The organism is Corynebacterium sp. LaCa54 (assembly GCF_046717495.1).
In the GTDB taxonomy this organism is placed as follows: Bacteria; Actinomycetota; Actinomycetes; order Mycobacteriales; family Mycobacteriaceae; genus Corynebacterium; species Corynebacterium kefirresidentii.
Genome location: NZ_CP177115.1, coordinates 589696 through 614080, shown reverse-complemented (window position 1 = coordinate 614080; position 24385 = coordinate 589696). Strand labels below are relative to the sequence as shown.

Here is a 24385-nt window from a genome sequence, read left to right as displayed (position 1 = left end):
AGAGCTGTAAAAGAAACAGCCATGTGAGGCACTCGCGCAGCGACGAAAGCTGCGGCAGCGCGCCTGAAATGAAGTTTCACGCCTCGCCTGAGCCCCGGCGGAGAGGGGTTCGGCAAAGCGCGCTGGTGCGCAGGCGAGCTAAGCGCAGGCGGGCTAAGCGCGGGCGACGAAGAGGTCGGCCGCGTCGGATGCCGCAGTGGCGGTGACTCGCCCCTCAGAGGCAGGCAACCAGACGGCTTGGCCGGGGGTCACGGTGAGGGTCTTGCCGGCGGCATCAGTAAAGGTAACGGAGCCTGCGGTACACAGGGCGATGGTCGGGCCATCGTAATCAAAATCCACAGAAGATGCTCCGCTAAGCTCTACACGGTCTAGCAGGAATTCTTCAATCGGGACCGGGTAAGACCATGCGGCGGCATCGTGCACATTATTCTGAGCGGACTTATCCTGCTGTTGAACACGCGGTTCATCGGCAGCCGCGTAGGTGAGAACCTTGACTAGTTCGGGAACGTCAACGAACTTGGGGGTAAGGCCGCCGCGCAAAACGTTATCGGAGTTGGCCATAATCTCTACGCCAAGGCCGGAGACATAGGCGTGCAGCTGGCCCGCATCTAGGTAGACGGCCTCGCCGGGAGAAAGTTCGATGTGGTTAAGCAACAGTGCACCCAATACACCGATATCGCCCGGGTAACGCTGGTTGAGTTCCAGCACCGTGGACATTACACGGGACTTCCAATCGGCCGGGTCCGCGGCAATAAGGCGCTCACCAGCGGAGACTATGGCGGCGATGAGTTCCTTGCGCTTGGCGGACGGGATGGTAATCCACGTGGTAAAGAGAACGCGAAGGTTGGCGGACTCGGTGGTTACCGAGGGGTCCTCGTCCAGCATGGCAACGTAATGATCCAGCTCGGGGCACTCCAAGGCAGCAAAAAGCTCGCGAGTGCGCGCCAGCGGGCGGAAGCCAGCCATGGCATAGAAATCCGTGAGCGCAACGATAAGCTCGGGCTTGTGGTTATCGTCCTTGTAGTTGCGGTTGGGTGCGGTGAGTTCAATCCCAGCGGCATTCTCGCGGGCAAAACCTTCCTCTGCCTGCTCCTTCGACGGGTGCGCCTGTAGGGATAGCGGCTCCTCGGCCGCTAGCACCTTGAGGAGGAAAGGCAGGCGCTCACCGTACTCGGCGGAAACGCGGCTGCCTAGCTGCCCTGCTGGATCCTCCGCAATGACCTCATTGAGAAGGCGGTCATCCACCGTAGACGGGTCTCCGGGGTGGGCGCCGAACCACAGCTCTGCGACGGGCTTTTCTGAATCGGGCTGACCCTGCAGGTGTGGGATGAGGGTACGCGAGCCCCAGGAATAGTTGCGGGTGGCGCTGTGCAACAGCTGCATGTGTTTCTATCCTTTAGAAATCTCGTAGGCGGTCGCGGAGAAACTCCGCGTAATAAGCTGCAGTGAGCGGGCAAGATGCCCGAGGCCCGGTTCCGGGTCAATGCTGCGGACTGCAAGCGAGTTGGGCAGGTTCGCCTCTTCCTGCCCCCAGAAAATCACCTTCAAGGGTACCAAAGCATCCGTAGTGCCATCGCCATCAATGAAGGGGTCAAAGAAGAGATCATTTGCTCGGGAGCTATCGGAATCTCGGTCGAGTGCGCGTCGCAATTCCGCAGGGTCCACGAAAGCGCTCGGCAGGCCATGCACCGCCCAGATGGTCGCAGCCATACGAGCGACGAGGGCGTCGATCTGCACGTGCTCACGCCGCTCAGAAAAGGAATAAGGGTCGAGCACGCAGGAGTGGATGATGCGGGCGCCTTCGATAAATTCGCGCAGTTGGCGGCCCGGATTGGTAGTGGCATCGCGCTCAGGGGAAAGCTGCGCGAGTTCGCAGTCCACGGCTGCAGCAAGATCCTCCAGGATCTCTTTCACCGCGGTCGGGTCCTGGTAGAGCAGGCAGCACAGAGCATGCAGTGCGGCGATGTTGCGGGCAGGCGAACTGCCCTCTGCCGTAGGTAGGCAGGGGGCGATGAGGGTATCGTCCGGGCAGTCCTCCACGAGCGGGCCCTTGGCCGGGCCAATCAAAACGGTGGTGGCGCCGCGCTGGCTGGCGGCAATTAATGCGCGCGAAGCCCAATCGCATTCGCCGGTCTCGCCTACGACAACAACCACGTCCAATGCTCCCACGTAACGCGGGAGCGATTCGGTGACGACGAGCGGGATTCGCAGCGGCTCTGCAAGGCCGACACCCAAGTGGGCGGCTTCCCTGGCAATCGCATCGGTGGGGATTATGACCAGCGAGCGAGGATTAAGCCCGCGGAGCGCCTCGCTCCAAAGCTCCACTTCTCCGGCCAATAGGCGGATTTGAGCGCCTTCGTGCGCGACATCAAAAAAGCGCACGGTTTCGGCATCATAATTACCGGTATCCATGTGGCTTAAGCATAGTCGGGCACCCACTAAGATGGAGTCCCATGACTTCCGCACAGATCCATCCCGTGACCCTCATTGGCGGCGGCCCCGGCGCGTGGGACCTCATTACTGTACGCGGCATGCGCGCCTTGCAGGATGCAGAGGTTATTCTCGCCGATCACCTGGGACCTACAGCGCAGCTCGATAGGCTGTGTGATATTTCTTCCAAAGAGCTCATTGACGTCTCTAAACTCCCCTATAAGAAGTCAATCTCGCAGGAAAAGATCAACGAGTTACTCATCACTCATGCCCGTTCTGGCCGCAAGGTAGCCCGCCTTAAGGGAGGCGATCCCTTCGTCTTTGGGCGCGGATTTGAGGAAGTTCAAGCGCTGGCGGAAGCTTCGATTCCCACCACGGTCATACCGGGCGTAACTTCAGCTATTTCCGTTCCCGCAGCCGTTGGCGTTCCGGTAACTCAGCGCGGCATCGTCCACGGCTTCACGGTGGTTTCCGGGCATCTACCACCCGGCCACGAGAAATCCTTGGTGGACTGGGAAGCTCTCGCCCGTTCTGGCGCCACGCTGGCGGTCATTATGGGGGTTAAGAATGCACCGGCGATTGCTAGCACACTTATTGCAGCCTCCCTCTCCCCTTCCACCCCCTGCGCCATCATCCAAGAAGGCACGCTTTCTACCGAGCGCGCTTACCGCTGCACCTTGGCCACACTGGCGCAGACGATAACAGAGCACGATATCTCCTCGCCGGCGGTCTATGTCATCGGCGAGGTGGCCGGCCTCTAGCGGGTTCAGGGTAGCAAGACTCGCATAAGCCCTAACCCCACTTTCGGCCGCGTTCCGCCTACTGCAGCCAAACCTTGGTCTATTGCCTGGCCAAAGGCCGCAGTCGATGCGCTACGTTCGGTCCGAGGCGGGGCTTTCGGGCGCCTTATCCTGCACGATGGTGACACCTGACCTGCGCGAACCGTGGAAGTGATGGGCGGCGGCGACACGCTCTGGGTAATCCGGGGCATGAAAGTCCGCGTGGGCGGCTTCCTCAGCGTTTTCTGCTTCCAATTCCGCTGCACGGGCACGCGTAGTGCGCAGCGTGCCACGAACTGTTGCGGCCGCACCAGCAGCGACCACGACGGCGATGACTATCGAGGTAACTGCTGATGGCACTGACCAGCCAAAGTAGGTCTCGGCGCCACCGATAACCTTGCTGATATTAAGCCCTACGATGGCCGTGCCCACCAATCCACCAAGCAGGACTGGGTTGATACGGGAGATGAGCCACGCAGCGATCGGAGCAGTGATGGCGCCGCCGATGAGAAGCGCGATAACGGCGGCAAGGTTGCCGACGATGTCGTGCCAGAGGCCGACGATAAAGCCCGCGGTGGCACCCAAGGTCACGAGGAATTCGGCGGCGTTGACCGTGCCCACAATGCGGCGCGGCTGCTCCCGACCAATGGCCATAAGCGTGGAGGTCGACACGGGACCCCAGCCACCGCCACCGGTAGAATCGACAAATCCGCCCACCAGGCCAAGGCCGGCGAGAAACGGAGTGGAATGCGAGCGCTTGTAGGCGGAACCGCGGCGGCGCGGTTGGGAGAACCGCCAGATGAGGTTAGCACCAATGCCTACCAGGATGAGTGCGGTCACCGGTGCAGCAGCGGCAGTGGAAATATTCGACAGCAACGTGGCCCCCACAAACGCGGCAATACCGCCGGGGACGCCAAGGCGGACCACCGTCTTCCAGTCCACGTTGCCGAAGCGTGCGTGGCTCAAACCGGAAATGGCAGTGGTGCCAAGCTCAGCGGTGTGCACGACGGCAGAGGCCTGCGCGGGACCTAGGCCGGCAAGGAGCAGCATCGTGGTAGACGTGACGCCGAACCCCATGCCGATGCCACCGTCCACGAGGTTGGCGGCCGCACCGGCGAGGGCGATGAGAATGAGAGTTAGCATGGCGCGAATACCTCCTGTGCACCGCGGCGTGCATGATGAAAACGGTCTGCGACGAGGCCTGAAATATCAGTGCCGAGCGGGTGCTCAACGGTCGCGGGAACACCCGCCAAGCGGTCTAGGAGCAGCCCCTCGGTGACAAAGAGCGGTATGACGCGCACGCGCTTAGGGTCCGCATGCTCGCGGCACAGGCGCACGATCCCCTCGCAGCCACCGCGGGTAGCAAATTCCACCGTCGCGGGTACGCCGGTGAGCGCGAAGGTGCGGTGGGCGAGCTCACGTATGGCATCATTCGCCGCTGAATCGGAGGAACCAACGGAATAGATGACCACGTGGGCGTCGCCAGGCCGGGTACGAGAGGCGAGCACACGGGCGAGGTCCTCGCCGGTGCCGAGGCCTGCGGCGAGGTGGAGGGACAAGTGTGAGGTCTGGGAGGCTGCGGCAAGCGCACGCGGAACATCAACGCGCTGGTGATAACCCTGGGTGAAAAGCAGGGGAACCACGATTGCCTCGGTCTCCCCCATCTGGGCAAGCTCGAGCGCGGCCGCGGTGAGGTCGGGCTCGTTGAATTCCAGGTGCGCCGCGCGAGCTGGACGCAAGCCCGTGGCCTGGGTCAAACGCTCAATTCCGGCCGCAGCACCCGGATGCCGTGAACCGTGGGCCAGGGTAATGAGTGCGGGCATGGGGCATCCTTAAGCCTTTGGCGCCGTGGTGTGGCCGCGGCGGGCAAGCGAACGCTTCAGTGCTTCGTTGGAGGACACGGCCGGTGCAGGGGCTACCGGGGCATCGTCCTGGCCGTGGAAACGCACGGAGAAAATCCGCAAGCATTCCTGGCATTTCCAGGCAAAATCGTCTTCCTCGTCCGGAAAGAGGTCGGTTCCGGCGCAATACGGGCAGAAGCTGGGATGGTTGCGGTTGGGATTGGGCTGGCGGCGAAAATTCACTGCAAGTCCTCCTCAGCTGCGCGCAAAACCCAGTGGCGGAACTGCTCACCTTCCTCGCGCTGCTCCTTGTATTTGTTGACCAAGTGGATGACGTACTCGGGCACCTCATCGGCCACGACCTTGTGGCCACGCAGCTTGCGGCCCCAGTCCGGAGACAGGCCAAGGGCGCCGCCTAGATGGACCTGGAAACCCTCGACGCGGTTGCCCTCGGAATCAGTGACGATCTGCCCCTTCAGGCCAATGTCTGCTACCTGCGAACGCGCACAGGCGTTGGGGCAGCCGTTAAGCGCGATGGAAATCGGCACATCCAGATCACCCAGGGTGTCTTCCAGGATGTCCACCAACTCGATGGCGCGGGCCTTGGTGGTCACGTGCGCGAGCTTGCAAAACTCCAGCCCGGTGCAGGAAATGACGCCACGGCGAAACTCGGATGGCTGGGAATACAGTCCGGTCTCGTCGAGCGCACGGGATAGGCTCGGGATATCCTCTTCATCGACGTCGAGGAAAAGCAGCTCTTTCATCGGGGTAGTGCGAATACGGCTAATCCCAAATTTCTCAGCCACGTCTGCGATAGCGATGAGCTGTTCGCCGGTGGCATGGCCCACGGTAGGCTTCACGCCCACGTAGAACTTGCCGTCCTTTTGGCGGTGCACGCCAAGATGATCGCGAGAGCCGGGCTCGACTTCCAACGGGACGCCATCCAGCAGCGGCTCATCTAGGTATTCCTCTTCCAACACCTGGCGGAACTTTTCAATGCCCCACTTAGCCACCAAGAACTTCAGGCGGGCTCGGTTTCGATTACGGCGGAAGCCGTAGTCACGGAAGATGCCGACCACACCGGCCCACACCTCAGGCACGCGTTCTAGGGGAACCCAGGCGCCGAGGGACTGCGAGAGCATCGGGTTAGTAGAAAGGCCTCCGCCAACAAAGCAATCGAATCCAGGGCCGTACTGTGGATGGTTCACGCCTACGAATGCGACGTCTTGTATCTCGTGTGTGACGTCTTGACGGGAGTTGCCAGAGATGGCGGTTTTGAATTTGCGCGGTAGGTTATGGAACTCCTCACGCGGCAGATAGTTATTTTTGATCTCTTCAATGGCCGGGGTGGCGTCAATAATTTCATCTTCTGCCACGCCCGCGACAGGCGAGCCCAGGATAACGCGGGGCACGTCGCCGCACCCCATAAGCGTGCTCAGCCCCACCGACTCAAGCTTGTCCCAGATGGTGGGCACATCCTCGATACGAATCCAATGCAGCTGGATATTTTGGCGGTCCGTGAAGTCCGCGGTAGAGCGGGCATAATCACGCGAGATCTCACCCACAGCGCGCAGCTTGGCGGGATCGGCGCGGCCACCATCGAAGCGCACGCGCATCATGAAGTACTCATCCTGCAGCTCAGCGTTAGAAAGCTTGGCGGTCATCTCACCGCCCAAGTTTTGGTTGCGCTGGGTATAAAGGCCCAACCACTTGAACCGAGGAGCTAGGTCATCAGAAGGGATCGAGGAAAATCCTTGCTTGGAATAGATATCGATGACGCGCTGCTTGGCAGAAAGCCCACCATCCTCCTGCTTAATTACCTCATCGTTATTGAGGGGCTTGGTACCGTCAATCTTCCATTGGCCTTCGGGCTTCTTGGCGCGGGGAGTGCGCTTGGTATTAGTCGCGGTGGTCATGGTGTAGATCTCAACCTGCCTTTCCTAAGTATTGAAAGACAACCTACCCGTCTAAATCAGACAGACAAAGCGGTCTTTTTTATTTTCAAGTAAAAAATCGCCATACCCTGCGCAAAGGTCAGAATAATTTTAGAAACTAATTCTTAGCCTTGCCGCAATCTAGACCAGACGGTTCAATTGCCAGAAAGATAAAGCTAAGAAAATGAACCCAGCGGTCTAGCCCCGCGAAAAAGAGAAAGGTCTTCGCACAACATGAATCAGCCCTTAAAAGTAGCCGTGATCGGTGCCGGTCCAGCCGGCATCTATGCCTCCGACATCTTGGTAAAAAAGACCGGTGGTGAGGTACAGATTGACCTCATTGAGCAGATGCCCGCCCCCTTTGGCCTCATCCGTTACGGCGTAGCACCGGACCATCCGCGCATTAAAGGCATCATTAAATCCCTCCACCGCGTACTCGATACGGAGCAGATTCGCCTGCTGACCAACGTGCACATCGGCCGGGATATCACCGTCGATGAGCTGCAGCAGCATTATGATGCCGTGGTCTTTGCCACCGGCGCCGTGGGCGACCGCCACCGCGATATCCCCGGCGCGGACCTCGACGGCGTGCATGGTGCCGGCGAGTTCGTGGGCTTCTACGATGGCAACCCGCGCTTCGAGCGCAATTGGGATCTTTCCGCCACAGAGGTCGCAGTCATCGGCGTGGGTAACGTGGGCCTTGATGTCTCCCGCATCCTGGCCAAGACTGGTGACGAGCTCAAGGTGACCGAACTCCCCGATAATGTCTACGATTCCCTGGCCCAGAACCAGGCCGAGACCGTGCGCGTCTTCGGCCGCCGCGGCCCGGCGCAGGCCAAGTTCACCCCGCAGGAGCTCAAAGAGCTGGACCATTCCGAGTCCATTAATGTCGTGGTCTCCCCGGAGGACATTGACTATGACGAGGCTTCGCTGGCCGCGCGCCAAGAAAGCAAGTCCACTGACTTGGTGTGCCAGGTGCTCGAGCAGTACGCCATTCGAGATCCGAAAAAGGCACCGCACACCCTGCAGATTCACCTCTTTGAACAGCCGGTGGAGATTTTGGGGAAAGACGGCAAAGTCTGCGGAATTAAGACCGAGCGCACCGCCCTTAATGGGGATGGCAGCGTGCACGGTACCGGGAAGTTCACCGAATGGCCGGTGCAGGCGGTCTATTTCGCCACCGGCTACCGCTCCGATGCGGTCGATGGCGTGCCCTTCAACCAGGACAAAAACGTCATCAATAACGATGGCGGCCATGTCATCGATGCGGCCGGCAAGGTAGTTCCGGGCCTGTACACCACCGGATGGATTAAGCGCGGGCCAGTGGGGCTCATTGGCAATACCAAGTCCGATGCCACGGAGACGATTGGCATGCTGCTTGCCGACGCCGCCTCCGGCACCCTCCCCTCCCCTTCCAGCGACGCAGACATCACCGAGGTCCTTAGCGAGCGGGGAATCGAATACTTGACGTGGCAAGACTGGCAACGTTTGGACGCGGCCGAGCGCGCACTGGGCGAACGCGAGGGCCGCGAACGCAAGAAGTTCGTGGAGTGGGAGGACATGGTCTCCCACTCGCGCGCCGAGGTTTAACGGCGGATGATGGCGAGGACTTCGTCGACGATGGCCTGAACTTCGTCGGCGGTCTTTGCCTCTACGTTGAGGCGTAGCAGCGGTTCCGTATTGGAGGCACGTACGTTAAACCATGCCTCGGTTCCCTTGAGCTCGACAGTCACACCATCCAGCTCATCGACGGACTCAATTTTATCCGCCAGCTCATCCAGCACTGCCTGGGTAGCGGCTTTCTGATCCTCCACGGTGGAATTGATCTCACCAGAGGCTTCATAGCGGGAGTATTCTGCCATGAGCTCGCTTAGCGGCTTATCGGACTGTCCGAGCGCTGCCAGCACGTGCATAGCGGCAAGCATGCCGGAATCAGCATTCCAGAACTCCTGGAAGTAATAGTGCGCGGAGTGCTCACCGCCGAAGGCGGCCTTGTGCTCAGCCATCTGCGCCTTAATGAAGGAGTGACCCACGCGGGTGCGCACAGGGGTGCCGCCCTTTTCCTTGATGAGCTCCGGCACGGTCTTAGAGGTAATCAAGTTGTGGATGATGGTAGCGCCGGGGAACTTATCCAAGTAGCGCCCAGCCACCAACGCACAAATGGCAGACGGGGAAACCGGCTGGCCTTTTTCATCCACGACGAAGCAGCGGTCCGCATCACCATCAAAAGCCAAGCCAATATCGGCTTTCTGCTCCACGGTGAACTTCTGCAGATCCACCAGGTTCTTCGGGTCCAGCGGATTAGCCTCGTGGTTCGGGAAGGTACCGTCAAGTTCGAAGTACAAATCACGAACCTCGAAAGGCAGGCCATCGAAGACAGCCGGCACGGTGTGTCCACCCATACCATTGGCGGCATCTACAGCCACGACGAGAGGCTTGGAATCCTCCAACGGCACCAGCTTGCGTAGGAAGTCCGCATAGCCAGCCAGAATCTCCTGCTCTGCAATCGCACCTTCAGTGCCGGTGTACTCCGGGGTGCCTTCAATAAGCATCTGCTTAATCTGCCCCAAACCAGTCTCCTGACCCACAGGCACTGCGCCGGCACGACAGAGCTTAATTCCGTTGTACTTGGCTGGGTTGTGGGAGGCGGTAAACATAGCGCCCGCGCACTCCAGGGAACCAGCGGCGTAGTAAAGCTCGTCGGTAGAGGTCAGCCCCAACAGGGTCACATTGAGGCCCTGCGAGGTCACACCCTCAGCGAAGGCGCGCGCTAAGGACGGTGAGGAGGGACGCATATCGTGGCCGACGGCCACGGTATTTTCGCCTTCCTCACGCAAGATGGCGGCAAACGCAGCGCCCGTATCGCGCACGAAGTTTTCATCGATGTCTTCGCCCACCACGCCACGGACGTCATAGGCCTTAATTACTGCATCAAGCTGCTCACGAGTTCGCATACCCAGCTATAGTACTCTCGCCCGCAGGGAAACTATCGCACTGCGGGGTCCGTGTCAGTCCAGTTCCGATTCCGCCGACGTTGTTTCATCGGGTACAACCGAAAGGTGGGCACGGCGGGCCTTTTTGGCATAAGCCACGCGACGGGTACGAAAGACCGGGTGATTCGAATTAGCTGGGTCAGCGCCATCAAAGGTCGCGGAATAGTCGATAGGGTCTGCCCCCGAACCGGCGCTACCGTCATCGACCAAGCCGGTGGTCACGCGGCCGTCTTCCTTGACCGCTTCTGCCAGGGCCATCAGATCGTCTTCCTCATCCAGCTCGATGCGATCGACGCGCACCAGCTCCCAGCCCACCGGAGCCGAGATGCGATCGCGGTGCGTGGCGCACAGGTCCCAACTGTGCGGGTTCTCTTCTTCCGCCAGCGGGCCGACCACGGCCGTCTGGTCCGCGTACGCATAGGTCAATGTCGCCACGGCGGGGCGGCCGCAGCCTGGGCGGGAGCAATGGCGAGAAATAGTCACAGCGCATAAGTCTAAACCCTTAGTTGAGATTTAGATAGTCTTCGCCCCGGCGTGGCACCGCTAAATCCAGACCACCTGCGCCTTAGAATCAGGGCATGACCGCCGCTCGCCCGCACATCCGCCCCGCCCGCGACCGACACGGCCACGGCATGCGCGGACCCCTCCTCCCCCAGCAGACTCCGCGCTACCGCAGCGCGCGCGAGCACTTCGACATGGCCGTCTTGGAGGCCTATGCCCCCATCCAAAACTCCTTCGTCCCGCAATTGCGTGGCCTCGACCTAGCCGTAGACACCATTCCGCGCATGCGGCTCTCACCCGATATGACCGTGCTCCCGGATGAGATTATCGCCGATGGGCCGGTCCCCCTCGGGCGCGTGGTTCCTGCCGGCGTAGACTCCGCCGGCCACCCCACGCGCGCCCGGTTGGTCATTTTCCGCATGCCCATCGAGCAGCGCGCTTCCACCCCGTCCGAGCGTTCCGAGCTTCTAGGTACGGTTATTACCGCGCTCGTGGCGAATTATCTCAACTTGGACCCGGAGGAAGTGGATCCACGCTATAGCTGGTAGCCACCTTCACGATATGACCCAGCAGAAAGGCCCCGGGCCGCACGTCATGTGCTTGCCCGGGGCCTTTCTGGACACCTTAATTATCCAATCTCGCGCTTGAGGCGGCGGCGCTCACGGTCCGATAGCCCGCCCCAAATACCGAAGCGCTCGTCGTGCTCCAACGCGTACTCCAAGCATTCATCACGCACCGCGCAGGCCTGGCAAATGCGCTTAGCCTCACGGGTAGAACCTCCCTTTTCAGGGAAGAATGCTTCAGGGTCCGTCTGCGCGCACAGCGCTTGGTCCTGCCACTCCTGCTCGACGGCACCGAAGAGTTCATCGAGTGACATCTCTGCAGCAGCACCGCCACGGAGAATGGCGTTGTTATTAGCCATTTTGTCCACGCCTTTTCCTTTCTCCGAGGTTGGGTAATTCTAATCAGTGCAACCGACCGTACACCACATTCCCTTTGGGTAACCCCGCTGGGCCGGTGTGGAAGTAACAGCGTCGGCCGCTGTTTCTTTCACTGATGTAATTTCACACCGGATCACTAAATATCGTCAACCCGAATTAGCGGCTTCTTCGCACTTTTCGGCAAAAACGCAGCACACGATCCCCACGCGTCACATCTGTAACAACTACTCCCCACCGGGGGTATAGGTAGGGGGTACTACATGTAGTGGCACCCCGTTTTTCTGTCAACAATTTTCAGAAAATTCCGGCGTGTCGCGCGCACACTCTCTCAAAGAAGGGATCTACGTACTCACCAACGCTGCACAGATTTCGCATTATGGTGGCAGCTTTAGAAGGACAGGCTGAGTAATTCCGCATGGAAAAGGCCGAACCGAGGACTCATTTTCCTCAGTTCGGCCTATCCCAGTCGGACTTATCGCATGGCCCAGCCCACGGCAGGAGCGTTAAGCATCGGAGCTAAAACGCACTCCAGCGTCCGGGATGGAAACGCCGGGGAAGACACGCATGCCGTCGAGAAGCTCGCAGCGTGCTCCAATGTGGGCGCCCTCGCCAATGACGCAGTTTTCAATGACCGCGTTGGCGCCAATATGTGCGCCGGAGGCAATAATGGAGTTATGAATGATGGCACCTGGCTCAATGCGCACGCCATCGAAGACGACGGTGCCCTCGAGGCGAGATCCGGCGCCTACCTCGGAACCACGGCCCACGGCAGTACCGGACAGCAGCAGCACGCCACCAGCGATGCCGGCCGAAGGATCCACCAAGGACTCGCCGGTCTTGCCTTCAATCAGCGGGGAAGGCGCAATGCCGCGCACCAAGTCCGACGATCCGCGAGTGAAGTCATCTGGGCGGCCCATGTCGCGCCAGTAGGAGTTGTCCACGTGACCGACAACGAGGCGACCCTCTGCCAGCAGTCCCGGGAAAGTCTCGCGCTCGACAGAGACGACACGATCGGCCGGAATAGACTCGATGACCAAACGCTTGAATACGTAGCAGCCGGCGTTGATCTGGTTGGTCGGCGGGTCCTCAGTCTTTTCCAAGAAGGCGGTTACCCGACCATTGGAATCGGTAGGCACGCAGCCGAAGGCACGAGGATCAGCCACGTTGAGCAGATGCATGGTGACATCGGCGTCCTTGTCATGGTGCGTGGTGAGGATTCCCTCCAGGTCCATGCCGGACAGCACATCGCCGTTGAAGACCATGACGGTGTCATTGCGCAGCTTGTCGTAGACATTGCGGATACCGCCGCCGGTACCGAGTGCGGTCTCTTCCACCACGTACTCGATCTCCAGGCCTAGGTCCGAACCGTCGCCGAAGTACTCCTCAAAGACCTCAGCCTTATATGAGGTAGACATGACCACGTGTTCGATGCCGGCGGCCTTGATACGGGCGAGAAGATGCTGCAGGAACGGATAGTTGGCCGTCGGCAGCATCGGCTTCGGTGTACCGATGGTTAGTGGACGCAGGCGGGTACCGCGACCGCCAACGAGAATCACTGCATCCGTGCTGGCACCGTGGGTGGTGACTGCTTCAGTCATAGTCTTCCTTATGTATGCAGACAGTTTTATTCGGTGATTTTCTGAGGGACAGTGTAGAGCTTAAAAGCGCAATCTAGGTCAACGGCACGCGCACCGCGGCCTAAGAACCTGCCGATGCCGAGGCAATTAACCCACGCACCCGCAGCCCCAGCCACAGTGCACCACGCAATGGGGCCTGCCACCAGGCGGGGTGGCGGTCTGCTTGGAAGCGGTAGGCGGAGTCATGGTGAGCGCGTAGCATGGCGCCGGCGTGCGCTTGTGTGGAATGCCCCTTGGCGTGACTGATGACTGCTTCTGGGCAGAAAATGTTTTGGTAGCCGGCACGCGCGAAGCGATCGCCTAGATCTACGTCTTCGAGGTACATGAAGTAACGCTCATCAAATCCGCCGATGGCTTCAAAAGCCTCCCAACGCACAAGAAGGCAGGAACCAGATAACCAACCAGCCGGCCGCTGCGTAGTCATATCGGTTTCATTGCGATAAGCGCGCGACCACGGATTAGAGGGCCAGATCGAGGAAAAGAGGGCGTGCCCAATGCCGGTGGCGACGGTAGGCACGGCACGGGCAGAGGGGTAATTGGTGCCGTCCGGCTCTACTATGCGCGGGCCCACGGCCGCAGCGTCCGGCCATTTGCGGGCACACTCGATGAGCCGATCGATAGATCCCGGTCTAAAGGCAACGTCCGGGTTGGAAATCAGGAAAAATTCCTCATCTACTCCGCCGCGCTCGCGGGCGAAGCGGGCACCGGCGTTCATGCCAGCGCCATAGCCGATATTCCCGCCGGTATCGAGGAAATCTACCCCGCCGCGCTCGCGGGCGGCAGCCTCGGGAACACCGTCGGTAGAGCCATTATCCGCAAGCACCACCTTGGTGCCGCGGGCGTACGCACTCGGCAGGGAGTCTAAAAAACTACCGAGGTATTGTCCGGGACTATAAGTCACGGTGATCACGGCCAGTGGGAGTTGAGTTGGAGTAGTCACAATGGCCACGAGCTTAGTCACAAGCACTCCTCGCGCTGGGCAGGGACACTGCCCGAACACGCGAAATCGGACGCGGATCACTAATTTTTTAACGTTCTGCCCTAAACTGTCTCCAGATCCCCACCAATCTAGAAAGCCTCCACTTGTGACTTCTGAGAACACTCGCCGGGCGCGCACCATTCAGCCGGCGCCCTCTGCCGCTAGTGCGGTAAAGCAAAAAGGTTCCACGGCCATAAAGACGATCGTAGCCCTGCTATCCGCCCTGATCCTGGTGGTATCTGGCGTGGGTTATGCCACCGTCGGCCGGCTTGATAATGGTATGTCTTCTGCCAAGGACTTGTCCTTAGGCGGCAAGGGACTTTCCGGTAACTCGCTCGATGGCGCGGTGGATATCTTGCTGGTGGGCAAGGATTCGCGCACCGATGCTAAGGGCGATCCCCTCTCCGATAAGGAACTAGCAGACCTGCACGCCGGCGTGGCCGATGGTGAGGAAAATACCGACACCATGATGCTCATCCGCGTGCCGGAGGATGGTTCCCGTGCTACCGCCGTGTCCATTCCGCGCGATACCTATGTTAAGGATCCGGAGTACGGCAATATGAAGATGAATGCTGTCTTCGCCTCTCACAAGAACGCCAAGGTGGACGAGCTCAAGCAGGAAAACGCAGAGGCAGAAGCAAAGGGCAAAAAGAAGCCGCACTCGGATAAGGACATCGAAAAGCAGGGCGTCGAGGCCGGCCGCGAAGGGTTATTGGCCATGGTGCGGTCCTTGACCGGTGTGTCCATCGACCACTACGCGGAGGTGGGCCTGCTGGGCTTTACCCTGCTTACCGACGCCGTCGATGGTGTCGAAGTCTGCCTCAATGATGACGTCAATGACGATATGTCTGGCGCTAAGTTCAGCAAGGGCAAGCAGACCCTCGATGGCGCCAAGGCCCTAGCCTTTGTGCGCCAGCGCTACAACCTGCCGCGCGGCGACCTCGACCGCATCGTGCGCCAGCAGGCTTTTATGGCTTCCCTGGTCAATAAGATCTTGGACAATGACACCCTGGCTAATCCCTCCAAGCTTTCCAAGATTGCCAAGGCGGTGGAACGCTCCGTAGTCATCGATGAGGGCTGGGACATTATGGGCTTTGTTACCCAGCTTGCCGGCCTGGCAGGCGGCAATGTCACCTTCACCACCATCCCTGTTACCTCCATCGACGGCCAGGGCGATTATGGCGAATCTATCGTTACTATCGACGCCGCCGAGGTTCACCGTTTCATGGACGATTTGGCTAAGTCCCACGATGAAGCCACCGATGAGGCCAAGGCCGAGGATAAGGACAAGCAGAAAAAGGCGGACAAGGACAAGGACGTCGATCCTAATATCAATATCCACGTCCTCAACGCCGGCAATATTGACGGCCTAGCTTCCGGCATCGGCTCTTGGCTTGAGGGCAAGGGCTATACGGTAGAGCGCTCCGCTAACGCGCAACCGGGCATCTACAGTGAGTCGCAAGTGGTAGCCGCTGATCCGACGAGCAAGGAGGCGAAAGCCCTAGCCAAGAAACTGGGTGGCCTGCCGGTGGCAGAGAACCCGCAGCTCGATAATGACACCCTCATCGTCGTGGCTACCGATGACTACCAGGGCCCCTCCGATAAGGAGGCCAGCGCCCAAGAGCCGGAGGAAGACAAGTCCAGCCAGCCGGTAGGCACCCCGGGCGATGACTTCGGTACCGCCAAGGTTTCCCCAGAAATCGACGCCGGTGGCGATGGCCCGCGCTGCGTGAACTAGCACTTCTCCCCTACGATGGGCGAGTATGGAACTACTCGCCCATCTTTTGCATGCCGATGCCGCCTCTCCGCGCCTTACCGTATATAACGAGACCACCGGCGCACGCATGGATTTTTCCGGGCAAACGCTCGACAATTGGGTAGCGAAGATCGCCAATATGCTGGAAGAAGAGCTCGACCTAGAGGCAGATTCCACCATTGCCATCGATCTGCCCTCCTCGTGGCAAGCGGCCGTTGTGGCCTTGGGTGCGCTCGCCTCCGGCCCTTCCTATAGCTTTGGCGAGTCTGCCGCGCTTGCCGACGTCGTCTTTACCTCCCCCTCCCGCTACCCCGCCGCCCATGATCGTCAACCCCAAGCCGATATCGTGCTCATCAGCGAGGACCCCTTTGGCCGCGGCGTCGTAGAATCCGGCGGCGATCTACCCACTGGCGCTATTGATTTCGGCCCTACCGTGCGCTTCTACGGCGATCAGTACTTTGGTGAAACCCAGCCACTGCCGCAACTCGTCAATACTCCTGCGAGCGCCGAGCGCCTGCTATCTACCGGCTGGTCTGATAATGAGTCTTTTTCCCGCGCCGTGCTCGAGCCCCTCGCCGCGGGAGGTTCCGCCGTCATCGTTGCCGGCGTGTGCCCAGCAGAGCGGTTAGAGGAAATCGCCTCCAATGAGAAAGTGACAGCTCGCCTTTCCTAGGTTTAGTCGGCAGGATTGAGCCCAGATACACTTAGCACTCGTTATGTTTCTGGGAATCTCCGCGGACGCATGGTCCTATATCTTCATCGGCCTCCTCATCCTTGCCGGCACCATCACTCAGGGCGCCATCGGTTTTGGTTTAGGGACCATTGCCACGCCCATCATCGCGCTCATTCGACCTGACCTGCTACCCACGCTCATTCTGCTGCTCGCGTTGTGCATTTCTAGCTATACGCTATCGCGCTCCTACCGCGAGACTTCTTGGCGCGTGGTGGGAATCTCTTCTCTTGCCCGCATCCCCGGTTCCTTAATAGGCGCTTGGGCAATCGCGAGTCTGTCCCCTGATGGATTATCCATCTTCATCGGTTGCGCCGTACTCTTTGCCATGACCCTATCCAGTTTGGGATGGAGCCCGCGGCCGACCACCCTCAATACGCTCATCGCCGGCGTAGCCTCCGGCATCCTGGGCACCTCCACTTCCATAGGCGGCCCGCCCATGGCGTTGATTATGAAGCGTTTTGATCCGAACCGTACCCGCGGCACTTTGGCGGGCACCTTCGTCCTCGGAACCTTAATTTCTCTTATAATTTTGACCCTCAATGGACAGATCAGCAGCACCCAAGTAACCGCTGCGGCGGCCTATTTCCCCCTTATTGTCATTGGACTTATCGCAGCGAACTACCTCAACCGATTTATAGATAGGAAACTGCTCAACCGCATCGTCATCATTGTGGCCATCTCTGCAGCCCTCATGCTGATCGTCGAATCCGCCCTCTTCTAGCCCTGCACCCCACCCTCTTCGGAACATCCTGGACAGTTCCGGTTGCGAAATGCACCAACCTCTGCCATGTAAACGCCTATAACTTATGACATGTAACATTCACGCGCAGGCATTTTATAACCACCTTTCACCCGCTTAAATGCAGCGTACGACGCATATAGTGGTACGCCCGTAATTTCCCTACAAGACTCGTACGTCACTTTTGGGAGAGGCAGAATACCCCCACACGGGGGTATTCCAATTCGCTCCAAATAGGAATTGTATAGACATCTATCCATCAATAATTTTTGACACACTATCGACCACTTAGCAGGAACAAGACCTAATAAACAGCTTGGTCTATATGAAGTATATCGCTCCTTCTGGAGGCAAAATATATAGACATCTAAGAGATGACGTAACTTTAAGCGTGTTTTAGCGTTTTCTTAGCGCAACGTCGAGAGTTGCTGGATTTCATTCATAAGTTCATTCATTTTCTACCTGCATTAGGAGAAGTTCTAGATGTCGATTCGTCGTCGCATGACCGGCTTGACCGCCGGCCTCATCGTCGCCGGCACCGCATTCGCGGCACCGCTGGCTGGCGCCACCACCCAGACCGAGTCCTACCCGGAAACCCCGGCGCTGAACCCGGATCTGCCCATCATCCACACCACCCACGGTTCCGACCACATGAAGGCGAACGTTCTGAACCCTCGCCCGGTATGTAACCCGTGGGAGGACCACCGCACCGTGGTCTACAAGGTTTCCGATCGCTTCCTGCCGGCCGGCACCATCTCCACCACCAACCAGACCAAGAAGGACATCCCGCTGCAGCAGGATCTGTCCAAGTCCCAGTCCATCTCCGTTTCCGTCAACGGTGACCGCACCGAGACCACGTCCATGAACCTGGGCGGCAAGGGCTCCGGCAAGAATGCTGAAGGCTCCGCAGGCATCTCCCACGAGATCGCAACCAAGATTGGTGCTAGCGCCTCCTACTCCCTGTCTTGGGAGGCTGGCCAGTCCATCGGACCTTACGACGTTCCGCCAAACCACACCGGTGAAGCTACCTACGGCTTCCGCGTGCTGAACATGACCGGTACCCAGCAGTACTGCAAGCCAAACGGCACCTGGTCCACCCCGACCGCTTGGAATGCAATGCAGCCGGTTAAGAACGAAGTTCGCGTCAAGCTGTACGACAAGCTGTCTGATTCCTACGCTCCTAACAAGGATGCCCAGAACACCACCGACGTCAACGACCCGAAGGTTGTGCAAGAGGACAAGAACCTCGAGGCTGACGCAGAGGTAATCAAGGACACCGAGGGCACCGCCAAGGAAGATGCCGAGAAGGTTTCTGAGGCAGAGGGCAAGAACGAAGAGGCTGCTGACAAGAAGAAGCAGGAAGAGGTTGATGCCAAGGAGGACAAGAAGGACTCCAAGCACAAGCTCGACCTCGAGCCTTACATGACCGTTTCCGGCGCTAAGCACGCTGGCTTCGCAGGCACCGTTGCAGTCCGCGCCAAGAACGTTGGCTCCGAGCGCTACTACGGCGAGTTCCCAGCTACCCAGTTCCGCGTTGATGTGAAGACCGCCAAGGGCCCGAAGGGCGTTGACCGCCTCATCACTCCGCGTTCCTCCAAAGGCGCTCACATCCGTGACCTGGGCTTCAACGAGAAGACCTCCACCCGCTCCTTCGAGGTAACCCTGGCTAACCCGATTAACGCTGGCGAGGAGGCTCGCATTGCGAACCTGGACTTCGGCGATGGCAAGACCAAGGAAGGCCGCCTCATCAATAACATCGAGGTAACCCAGACCTCCCGCATCAAGGGTGATGACTCCAAGTACAACGACCAGAACGTTGATTCCCGCGAGCACACCTTGAATGACTTTGGCAAGAAGGCTGAGGGCCTGTTCTAAGAACACCTCACTTCTGCCCTAGGAATATAGTTTCCTAGCCCGTCTCAAACAGAAGGCCGCCGCACCTCCCATGGTGCGGCGGCCTTCTTCTTGTCCATTGGCCGACCCACCTCCAACTTTGTATCCTTGACCGGTACGTCATGCCTTCTCGAAGGGAGTTTTTTAGAGACTAAAACACCAATCCCACCCTCTCCTTCTTTCTTTAAGGTGATGAAATGACAGATTTTATTGCTGCGCGTTGGCAGGACATCCTCTTCCGCAGCTATCAGCACACCAGCTTGGTCATCCAATCCGTGGCCGTAGCACTAATAATCGCTCTCGTGATAGCTATTTTTGCGGCTCAACGCCCACGCGGAGCGGCCCTAGCCAATGCCCTATCCTCCATTGGCCTAACGCTTCCCTCACTCGCCCTTCTCGGCCTCGCCATTCCCCTCTTTGGAATCGGCACAGTGCCCTCCGTAGTTCTCGTAGTCTTTTATGCAGTTTTGCCAATTCTGCGCAATGCAATTGTCGGACTACATACGGTGGACCCCAGCATTATTGAATCTGCTCGCGGACAAGGCATGAGCAAAGCGGCGATTCTTTTTCGCATCCGCTTGCCACTGGCATGGCCCATCATCATGACTGGCATCCGAGTGGCAACCCAGATGTCTATGGGCGTGGCCGCCATCGCGGCCTATGCACTTGGACCAGGCCTCGGCGGCTATATCTATTCCGGCCTTAGCCAAATTGGCGGCACCAACGCGCTGAATTACACGCTAGTCGGCACACTCGGCGTCGTGGTAATCGCTCTCATCGTGGATGCAATTCTTGCCGGCATCCAGAAACTGACCACCCCGAAAGGCATTTCCGCATGACACAAAACAAGCAATCAAGTCCGGTTTCAGCTAGCGAGACCAGCGGTGCTGAAATCGTCTTTGACCACGTGACCAAGTCTTACCCAGGACAGAAATCACCTGCGGTAAAAGAGTTGTCTTTCCGCATCCCCGCCGGAGAGCTCGTGGCATTTGTGGGACCTTCCGGCTGTGGTAAGACCACTTCGCTTAAAATGATTAACCGCCTGGTCGAACCCACCAGCGGCGAAATCCGGATTAACGGTGAAGACGTAACCAAGAAGAATTCCACCCAGCTGCGCCGAGACATCGGATATGTTATTCAAGGCGGCGGCCTCATTCCCCACATGTCCGTCGCAGACAATATTGCACTCGTGCCAAAGCTCAAGAAATGGAATAACAACAAAATCTCACAGCGCACCGATGAGCTCTTGGACATGGTGGGCTTGGATCCCTCGATCTACCGGGACCGCTTCCCCCGAGAACTTTCGGGCGGACAACAGCAGCGTGTGGGTGTAGCGCGTGGTCTCGCGGCCGATCCCCCAGTGGTGCTTATGGATGAGCCTTTCGGCGCAGTGGACCCGATTACGCGCACGCACCTGCAGGATGAACTGGTAAACATCCAATCGGAGCTAAAGAAGACCGTTGTGTGCGTAACGCACGATATCGATGAGGCGATCAAGCTGGGCCACCGTATCCTCATTTTTGAACCCGGCGCGCAGATTAGCCAGTACGATACGCCGGAAAATATTCTGGCCGCACCAGCGAATGATTTTGTGGAAGACTTCATCGGTTCGGGCTCTGCCCTCAAGCAGCTAAATTTGCGGCGCGCGGATGAACTTGAGCTTTGGTCGCCACCCATAGGGCGCATCGGCGAGAAGACTGCAGACGTTCTCGAGCGTTTAGATACCGCCGGAGAAGGGACTGTCGTTATCCTGGACGAGCACGATCACCCGCGCGAATGGATCACCAAACGCCAGCTCAGCCGCTTTGAGTTCATTCCTGATCCGACTATAGAGTTGTCCTCTGTGGTGGAAGCTCGTTCTACGCTTAGCGACGCCATGTCGGCCATGCTTGCTTCCTCCCACGGCGGCGCCATGGTTACCCGCCGCGGAAAATTCCAAGGCGTGCTCCTTTATGACACGGTCAATGACTACATCCGTCAGATCAACTCCGATGCCCACTCTCCTCGCGGTGAAGGAGGTAGCAGTGGAAAAGCTTAAACGCCTCGGAGGAGAGAACCGGCTCCTCATTTTCGGTATTCCAGTTCTAGTCATCGCGGCAGTTGTCGGATGGCTCATTTGGCACGCCACCGCGGATCTTGATGAAATTGAGGCTCGCACCTTGGAGCTCAATTCCGTCGCGGCTTTGGCGTGGGAGCACCTCGTGCTCGTGCTTATTTCCGCACTCTTGGTTATCGCTGCCGCAATCCCCTTAGGGATTCTGCTCACGAGACAGTCCACGCAATTTCTTGCCCCCGTGGTCACGGGTATCGCCAATATTGGTCAGGCAGCTCCGGTCGTTGGCGTCATTGTACTCCTGGCCATTTGGCTCGGCTTCGGCACTCCGGTTGCCATCCTCGGGTTGTGGTTTTATGCCTTCTTGCCGGTGCTGGCCAATGTCATTGCAGGTTTAAGGGGCGTCGACAAGCAGCTCATTGAGGCAGCGCACGGGCTAAGCATGTCCCCCATGCAGGTTCTCGCCAAGGTAGAGCTTCCGCTTGCGCTGCCGGTCATCATGACCGGTGTCCGCACGTCTTTGGTGCTTCTCGTAGGCGCAGGTGCGTTTGCCACGTTTATCGATGCCGGTGGGCTTGGCGGACTCATCACCTCTGGAATCAACCTTTATCGCACGCCGATCCTTGTTTCGGGCGCGGTACTTATCGCAGCCTTAGCGCTCACCGTGGAATGGGTGGGCCGACTATTGGAACTCGCTTTTACGCCGAAGGGGATGATCAAATGAAACGCCTGATGGCAACACTCACCGCGGTAGGCACCCTTTTTCTGGCGGGCTGTGGCCTTGGTACTGCAGGTGGTTTGATTCCCCGCGGCGAACTGCAAGGCGATCTCGCCGGCATTGATCTGAGAGGCGAGACCATTTCCATCGGGTCAAAGAACTTCACCGAGCAGATCATTTTGGGAAAAATTGGAGCCATTTTGCTGCAGTCAGCGGGTGCCAACGTCAAGGATCTCACCAATATTCCGGGATCTACTTCGGCCCGCCAAGCCCTCCAAGTAGGCGATATGGACACGATGTTTGAGTACACCGGTACCGCATGGATTACCTATTTGGGCCATGATGATCCCGTTCCTGGTTCACGGGAACAATACGCAGCCGTGGAAAAGGCTGATAAGGAAAATGGCTTAACGTGGCTGCCGCCAGCGCCAATGAACAATACCTACGCCTTGGCTACAAGTGAGAAGACGCACCAAGAATCGGACGTAGAGACGCTCGCGGATATTAAGGAGCTTCCTCCCGAGCAGCAAACCTTCTGCACCGATGCCGAATTCCTCGCCCGCAATGATGGACTCCTTCCCATGCTCAAGAGTTATGGGGTGAAAGAGCCTCCACGCAGCCGCATTAAGGAAATGGATTCCGGCGCGGTCTATGCCGCCTTAGACAAGGGAGAATGCACCTTTGGCTCCGTTTTCGCCACCGATGGCCGCATTAAAGCCCTCCAACTGCAGGTGTTGACGGACCCTGATCTGTTCTTCCCTAAGTACAACCTTGCCCCGGTTATCCGCACCGAGGTTTTAGATGAACACCCAGAAATTAAAGAGCTCTTCGCTCCCCTGTCACAGCTGCTTACCGACGAAAAGATGCAGGAACTCAATGCCCGCGTCGACGTCGACGGTGAGGACTACACCACCGTGGCACTCGATTTTTTGAAGGAAGAAAACCTGATCGCGGACTAGCTGCCAAGCCTTAGCAAGATTCCCAAAGACCGTTGCACCACCCTCGGTGCGGCGGTCTTTAGCTTTTATTTAATCTAGATCACACATTTGCTTTCGTTTGCCAAAACCTTCATATAGATTGTTTATGTTAGCTCATTCACACGTACTGAAGGATAAATTCTATGTCTCACACGACTGCGAATGCGCCTGCTTCACCGGCTAGTTCACCCACTACCGGCGGCGCAGACACCCCAAGCGGCAGCCAGGTAGCTACCAATAAGGCCGTCAATAGCCAGTGGACCATCACGCTCTTCGGCACTGCCGTGGGCGCAGGTATCCTCTTCTTGCCGATTTCCGCCGGCAGTTTCGGCTTTGTCCCGCTACTGGTAGCCACCCTGCTCATCTTCCCGATGACCTACCTGGCCCACCGTGCTTTCTCCTGGATCATTAGCTATTCGCCGCTGCATGGCGAAGACGTCCTTGCAGTACTCACTCACTTCTTTGGCCGGGGCAACGGCATCATCCTCGCGATTATCTACTGGTTCACCATCTTCCCGGTGGTGCTCATTTACGGCGTATCTATTACCAATACAGTCGATAGTTTCATCGTCAACCAGCTAGGCGGGCCGGAAATTTCCCGCTACATCTTGGCACCGCTGTGCGTAGGTCTGATGACGCTGGCACTTGCCTTTGGCAATGCCATCATGTTGAAGATTGCTCAGTTCGTGGTTTACCCGCTCATCGTGACACTGGCAGCAGTATCGCTCTACCTCATTCCACAATGGGACCTCGGGTCCTTCATGGAGGCCGGCGATCACACCGCTGGCGGCGTTATCAAGGCCATTATCCTTATCCTTCCCGTCTTGGTGTTCTCCTTCTCCTTCGTTGCTGCGATCTCCCAATTCTCGCTGGGCATGGAAAAGGAATACGGCGCGGACCACCACGCACAATCCGATAAGGTTATCCGCAATTCCGCCATCTTGCTAACCGTCTTCACCATGTTCTTTGTCTGGTCCTGCGCGCTGGCCATGGGTGCAGACGGCATGCAGGAGGCAAATGACAAGAACCTGCCGGTACTTTCCTACTTCGCCAACGAGACCGGCACCCCATTTATGGCCTACATGGCACCCATCGTGGTTATTTGTGCAGTGGCTTCTTCCTATTTCGGCCATGCCCTTGGCACCATCGAGGGCACCCAGTACCTCTTCAACCTGGCCGCCCCGAAAGCCACAAAGAAGATGTCTGCCCGCACGCTCGACCTATGGACCTACCTCTTCATCTTCATCGCCACGTCACTGGTAGGAATTTTCAACCCCTCCATCCTGGACATGATTTCTGTCGTGGGCGGCGTCTTCTTCGCCTTCATGACCTACCTGCTTCCCATCTGGGTCATTTACCGAGTGGACGCCCTAGCCCGCTTCCGCGGCAAAAAGACCAACTATTTCGTGGCGGTCATGGGCTTTATCGTGCTCTTTGCCACTATCTGGGGAATGTTCCAATAATCCCACAAAAACGTGGTT

The 24385-nt window shown here is 58.4% G+C and carries 23 protein-coding genes; 12 read left to right on the top strand and 11 right to left on the bottom strand.

Features of this window, described 5'->3' with window-relative positions; translation table 11 throughout:
* Positions 1–153 precede the first annotated feature (153 nt).
* Together manA and ACLI1M_RS03110 are read right to left on the bottom strand one after the other, a co-directional pair.
* Positions 154–1383 (bottom strand): mannose-6-phosphate isomerase, class I, encoded by a 1230-nt coding sequence (manA, locus tag ACLI1M_RS03115; protein WP_023020771.1) that lies wholly within the window; start codon positions 1381–1383, stop codon positions 154–156.
* 6 nt (positions 1384–1389) lie between these two features.
* Entirely contained in the window at positions 1390–2412 is a 1023-nt protein-coding gene (locus tag ACLI1M_RS03110) for an exopolyphosphatase (protein ID WP_248099695.1), read from the bottom strand.
* 41 nt (positions 2413–2453) lie between these two features.
* On the opposite strand from ACLI1M_RS03110, the gene cobA reads away from it, so the two are divergent.
* The gene (cobA, locus tag ACLI1M_RS03105; protein WP_023020769.1) at positions 2454–3191 is read left to right on the top strand and encodes a uroporphyrinogen-III C-methyltransferase; all 738 of its coding nucleotides are present in this window, start codon (positions 2454–2456) and stop codon (positions 3189–3191) included.
* 111 nt (positions 3192–3302) lie between these two features.
* On the opposite strand, the gene ACLI1M_RS03100 is transcribed toward cobA, so the two are convergent.
* Genes ACLI1M_RS03100 through ACLI1M_RS03085 form a run of 4 tightly spaced genes read right to left on the bottom strand, consistent with a single transcriptional unit; the run spans position 3303 to position 6966 of the window.
* Positions 3303–4352: a sulfite exporter TauE/SafE family protein gene (locus tag ACLI1M_RS03100; RefSeq protein ID WP_248099697.1), complete on the bottom strand. Its 1050-nt coding sequence runs from the start codon at positions 4350–4352 to the stop codon at positions 3303–3305.
* Positions 4346–5032 carry a sirohydrochlorin chelatase gene (locus ACLI1M_RS03095; RefSeq protein WP_408918798.1) on the bottom strand — a complete coding sequence of 229 codons (687 nt, stop codon included), beginning with the start codon at positions 5030–5032 and terminating at the stop codon, positions 4346–4348. Before ACLI1M_RS03095 ends, ACLI1M_RS03100 begins: the two co-directional genes overlap by 7 nt.
* A gap of 9 nt (positions 5033–5041) precedes the next feature.
* Entirely contained in the window at positions 5042–5293 is a 252-nt protein-coding gene (locus tag ACLI1M_RS03090) for a hypothetical protein (protein ID WP_023020766.1), read from the bottom strand.
* Positions 5290–6966, bottom strand: coding sequence for a nitrite/sulfite reductase (locus ACLI1M_RS03085; RefSeq protein WP_248099701.1), 1677 nt, complete (start codon positions 6964–6966; stop codon positions 5290–5292). The genes ACLI1M_RS03090 and ACLI1M_RS03085 overlap by 4 nt, the downstream gene beginning before the upstream one ends.
* 252 nt (positions 6967–7218) lie before the next feature.
* Between ACLI1M_RS03085 and ACLI1M_RS03080 the strand changes: the two genes are divergently transcribed.
* Positions 7219–8574 carry an FAD-dependent oxidoreductase gene (locus ACLI1M_RS03080; protein WP_248099703.1) on the top strand — a complete coding sequence of 452 codons (1356 nt, stop codon included), beginning with the start codon at positions 7219–7221 and terminating at the stop codon, positions 8572–8574.
* Here the strand turns inward: ACLI1M_RS03080 and ACLI1M_RS03075 are convergent.
* Both ACLI1M_RS03075 and ACLI1M_RS03070 read right to left on the bottom strand, forming a co-directional pair.
* On the bottom strand, positions 8571–9938 hold the full coding sequence (locus ACLI1M_RS03075; protein WP_239208505.1) for a phosphomannomutase/phosphoglucomutase: 1368 nt from the start codon (positions 9936–9938) through the stop codon (positions 8571–8573). The two genes, ACLI1M_RS03080 and ACLI1M_RS03075, sit on opposite strands and share 4 nt — an antisense overlap.
* Before the next feature lie 54 nt (positions 9939–9992).
* Complete coding sequence (locus ACLI1M_RS03070) at positions 9993–10460, bottom strand: DUF3499 domain-containing protein (protein ID WP_284835963.1); 468 nt, start codon at positions 10458–10460, stop codon at positions 9993–9995.
* 95 nt (positions 10461–10555) lie between these two features.
* Between ACLI1M_RS03070 and ACLI1M_RS03065 the strand changes: the two genes are divergently transcribed.
* Complete coding sequence (locus ACLI1M_RS03065) at positions 10556–11026, top strand: metallopeptidase family protein (protein ID WP_248099705.1); 471 nt, start codon at positions 10556–10558, stop codon at positions 11024–11026.
* 80 nt (positions 11027–11106) lie between these two features.
* Here ACLI1M_RS03065 and ACLI1M_RS03060 read toward each other — a convergent pair whose 3' ends face one another.
* From ACLI1M_RS03060 to ACLI1M_RS03050, 3 genes are all read right to left on the bottom strand, one after another.
* Entirely contained in the window at positions 11107–11355 is a 249-nt protein-coding gene (locus ACLI1M_RS03060) for a WhiB family transcriptional regulator (RefSeq protein ID WP_005528147.1), read from the bottom strand.
* 567 nt (positions 11356–11922) lie between these two features.
* On the bottom strand, positions 11923–13017 hold the full coding sequence (locus ACLI1M_RS03055) for a sugar phosphate nucleotidyltransferase (RefSeq protein ID WP_248099707.1): 1095 nt from the start codon (positions 13015–13017) through the stop codon (positions 11923–11925).
* 100 nt (positions 13018–13117) lie between these two features.
* Positions 13118–14017, bottom strand: coding sequence for a glycosyltransferase family 2 protein (locus ACLI1M_RS03050; protein WP_248099709.1), 900 nt, complete (start codon positions 14015–14017; stop codon positions 13118–13120).
* Positions 14018–14141: 124 nt separating this feature from the next.
* On the opposite strand from ACLI1M_RS03050, the gene ACLI1M_RS03045 reads away from it, so the two are divergent.
* The 9 genes from ACLI1M_RS03045 (at position 14142) to ACLI1M_RS03005 (ending at position 24367) form a co-directional block, all read left to right on the top strand.
* Positions 14142–15773, top strand: coding sequence for an LCP family protein (locus ACLI1M_RS03045; protein WP_239208501.1), 1632 nt, complete (start codon positions 14142–14144; stop codon positions 15771–15773).
* 25 nt (positions 15774–15798) lie between these two features.
* The gene (locus ACLI1M_RS03040; RefSeq protein WP_200288089.1) at positions 15799–16464 is read left to right on the top strand and encodes a TIGR03089 family protein; all 666 of its coding nucleotides are present in this window, start codon (positions 15799–15801) and stop codon (positions 16462–16464) included.
* A 43-nt stretch (positions 16465–16507) separates the two neighbouring features.
* Positions 16508–17245: a sulfite exporter TauE/SafE family protein gene (locus tag ACLI1M_RS03035; RefSeq protein WP_239208499.1), complete on the top strand. Its 738-nt coding sequence runs from the start codon at positions 16508–16510 to the stop codon at positions 17243–17245.
* A 501-nt stretch (positions 17246–17746) separates the two neighbouring features.
* Positions 17747–19138 carry a hypothetical protein gene (locus tag ACLI1M_RS03030; RefSeq protein WP_200288091.1) on the top strand — a complete coding sequence of 464 codons (1392 nt, stop codon included), beginning with the start codon at positions 17747–17749 and terminating at the stop codon, positions 19136–19138.
* 215 nt (positions 19139–19353) lie between these two features.
* Positions 19354–19995: an ABC transporter permease gene (locus tag ACLI1M_RS03025; protein ID WP_239208495.1), complete on the top strand. Its 642-nt coding sequence runs from the start codon at positions 19354–19356 to the stop codon at positions 19993–19995.
* A complete protein-coding gene (locus tag ACLI1M_RS03020) occupies positions 19992–21194 on the top strand; it encodes an ABC transporter ATP-binding protein (protein WP_200288102.1) in 1203 nt (400 codons plus the stop codon). The genes ACLI1M_RS03025 and ACLI1M_RS03020 overlap by 4 nt, the downstream gene beginning before the upstream one ends.
* Positions 21181–21933: an ABC transporter permease gene (locus ACLI1M_RS03015; RefSeq protein WP_200288104.1), complete on the top strand. Its 753-nt coding sequence runs from the start codon at positions 21181–21183 to the stop codon at positions 21931–21933. The genes ACLI1M_RS03020 and ACLI1M_RS03015 overlap by 14 nt, the downstream gene beginning before the upstream one ends.
* Positions 21930–22886 carry a glycine betaine ABC transporter substrate-binding protein gene (locus ACLI1M_RS03010; protein WP_200288106.1) on the top strand — a complete coding sequence of 319 codons (957 nt, stop codon included), beginning with the start codon at positions 21930–21932 and terminating at the stop codon, positions 22884–22886. The genes ACLI1M_RS03015 and ACLI1M_RS03010 overlap by 4 nt, the downstream gene beginning before the upstream one ends.
* A 161-nt stretch (positions 22887–23047) precedes the next feature.
* Positions 23048–24367 carry an amino acid permease gene (locus tag ACLI1M_RS03005; RefSeq protein ID WP_411706653.1) on the top strand — a complete coding sequence of 440 codons (1320 nt, stop codon included), beginning with the start codon at positions 23048–23050 and terminating at the stop codon, positions 24365–24367.
* Positions 24368–24385 lie beyond the last annotated feature (18 nt).

Excerpts from the sequence above, each read along its gene's own strand:
- manA (WP_023020771.1), bottom strand. The coding sequence starts at position 1,383 with ATGCAGCTGTTGCACAGCGCCACCCGCAACTATTCCTGGGGCTCGCGT.
- ACLI1M_RS03110 (WP_248099695.1), bottom strand. The coding sequence starts at position 2,412 with ATGGATACCGGTAATTATGATGCCGAAACCGTGCGCTTTTTTGATGTC.
- cobA (WP_023020769.1), top strand. The coding sequence starts at position 2,454 with ATGACTTCCGCACAGATCCATCCCGTGACCCTCATTGGCGGCGGCCCC.
- ACLI1M_RS03100 (WP_248099697.1), bottom strand. The coding sequence starts at position 4,352 with ATGCTAACTCTCATTCTCATCGCCCTCGCCGGTGCGGCCGCCAACCTC.
- ACLI1M_RS03095 (WP_408918798.1), bottom strand. The coding sequence starts at position 5,032 with ATGCCCGCACTCATTACCCTGGCCCACGGTTCACGGCATCCGGGTGCT.
- ACLI1M_RS03085 (WP_248099701.1), bottom strand. The coding sequence starts at position 6,966 with ATGACCACCGCGACTAATACCAAGCGCACTCCCCGCGCCAAGAAGCCC.
- ACLI1M_RS03080 (WP_248099703.1), top strand. The coding sequence starts at position 7,219 with ATGAATCAGCCCTTAAAAGTAGCCGTGATCGGTGCCGGTCCAGCCGGC.
- ACLI1M_RS03075 (WP_239208505.1), bottom strand. The coding sequence starts at position 9,938 with ATGCGAACTCGTGAGCAGCTTGATGCAGTAATTAAGGCCTATGACGTC.
- ACLI1M_RS03065 (WP_248099705.1), top strand. The coding sequence starts at position 10,556 with ATGACCGCCGCTCGCCCGCACATCCGCCCCGCCCGCGACCGACACGGC.
- ACLI1M_RS03060 (WP_005528147.1), bottom strand. The coding sequence starts at position 11,355 with ATGTCACTCGATGAACTCTTCGGTGCCGTCGAGCAGGAGTGGCAGGAC.
- ACLI1M_RS03055 (WP_248099707.1), bottom strand. The coding sequence starts at position 13,017 with ATGACTGAAGCAGTCACCACCCACGGTGCCAGCACGGATGCAGTGATT.
- ACLI1M_RS03040 (WP_200288089.1), top strand. The coding sequence starts at position 15,799 with ATGGAACTACTCGCCCATCTTTTGCATGCCGATGCCGCCTCTCCGCGC.
- ACLI1M_RS03035 (WP_239208499.1), top strand. The coding sequence starts at position 16,508 with ATGTTTCTGGGAATCTCCGCGGACGCATGGTCCTATATCTTCATCGGC.
- ACLI1M_RS03030 (WP_200288091.1), top strand. The coding sequence starts at position 17,747 with ATGTCGATTCGTCGTCGCATGACCGGCTTGACCGCCGGCCTCATCGTC.
- ACLI1M_RS03025 (WP_239208495.1), top strand. The coding sequence starts at position 19,354 with ATGACAGATTTTATTGCTGCGCGTTGGCAGGACATCCTCTTCCGCAGC.
- ACLI1M_RS03020 (WP_200288102.1), top strand. The coding sequence starts at position 19,992 with ATGACACAAAACAAGCAATCAAGTCCGGTTTCAGCTAGCGAGACCAGC.
- ACLI1M_RS03010 (WP_200288106.1), top strand. The coding sequence starts at position 21,930 with ATGAAACGCCTGATGGCAACACTCACCGCGGTAGGCACCCTTTTTCTG.
- ACLI1M_RS03005 (WP_411706653.1), top strand. The coding sequence starts at position 23,048 with ATGTCTCACACGACTGCGAATGCGCCTGCTTCACCGGCTAGTTCACCC.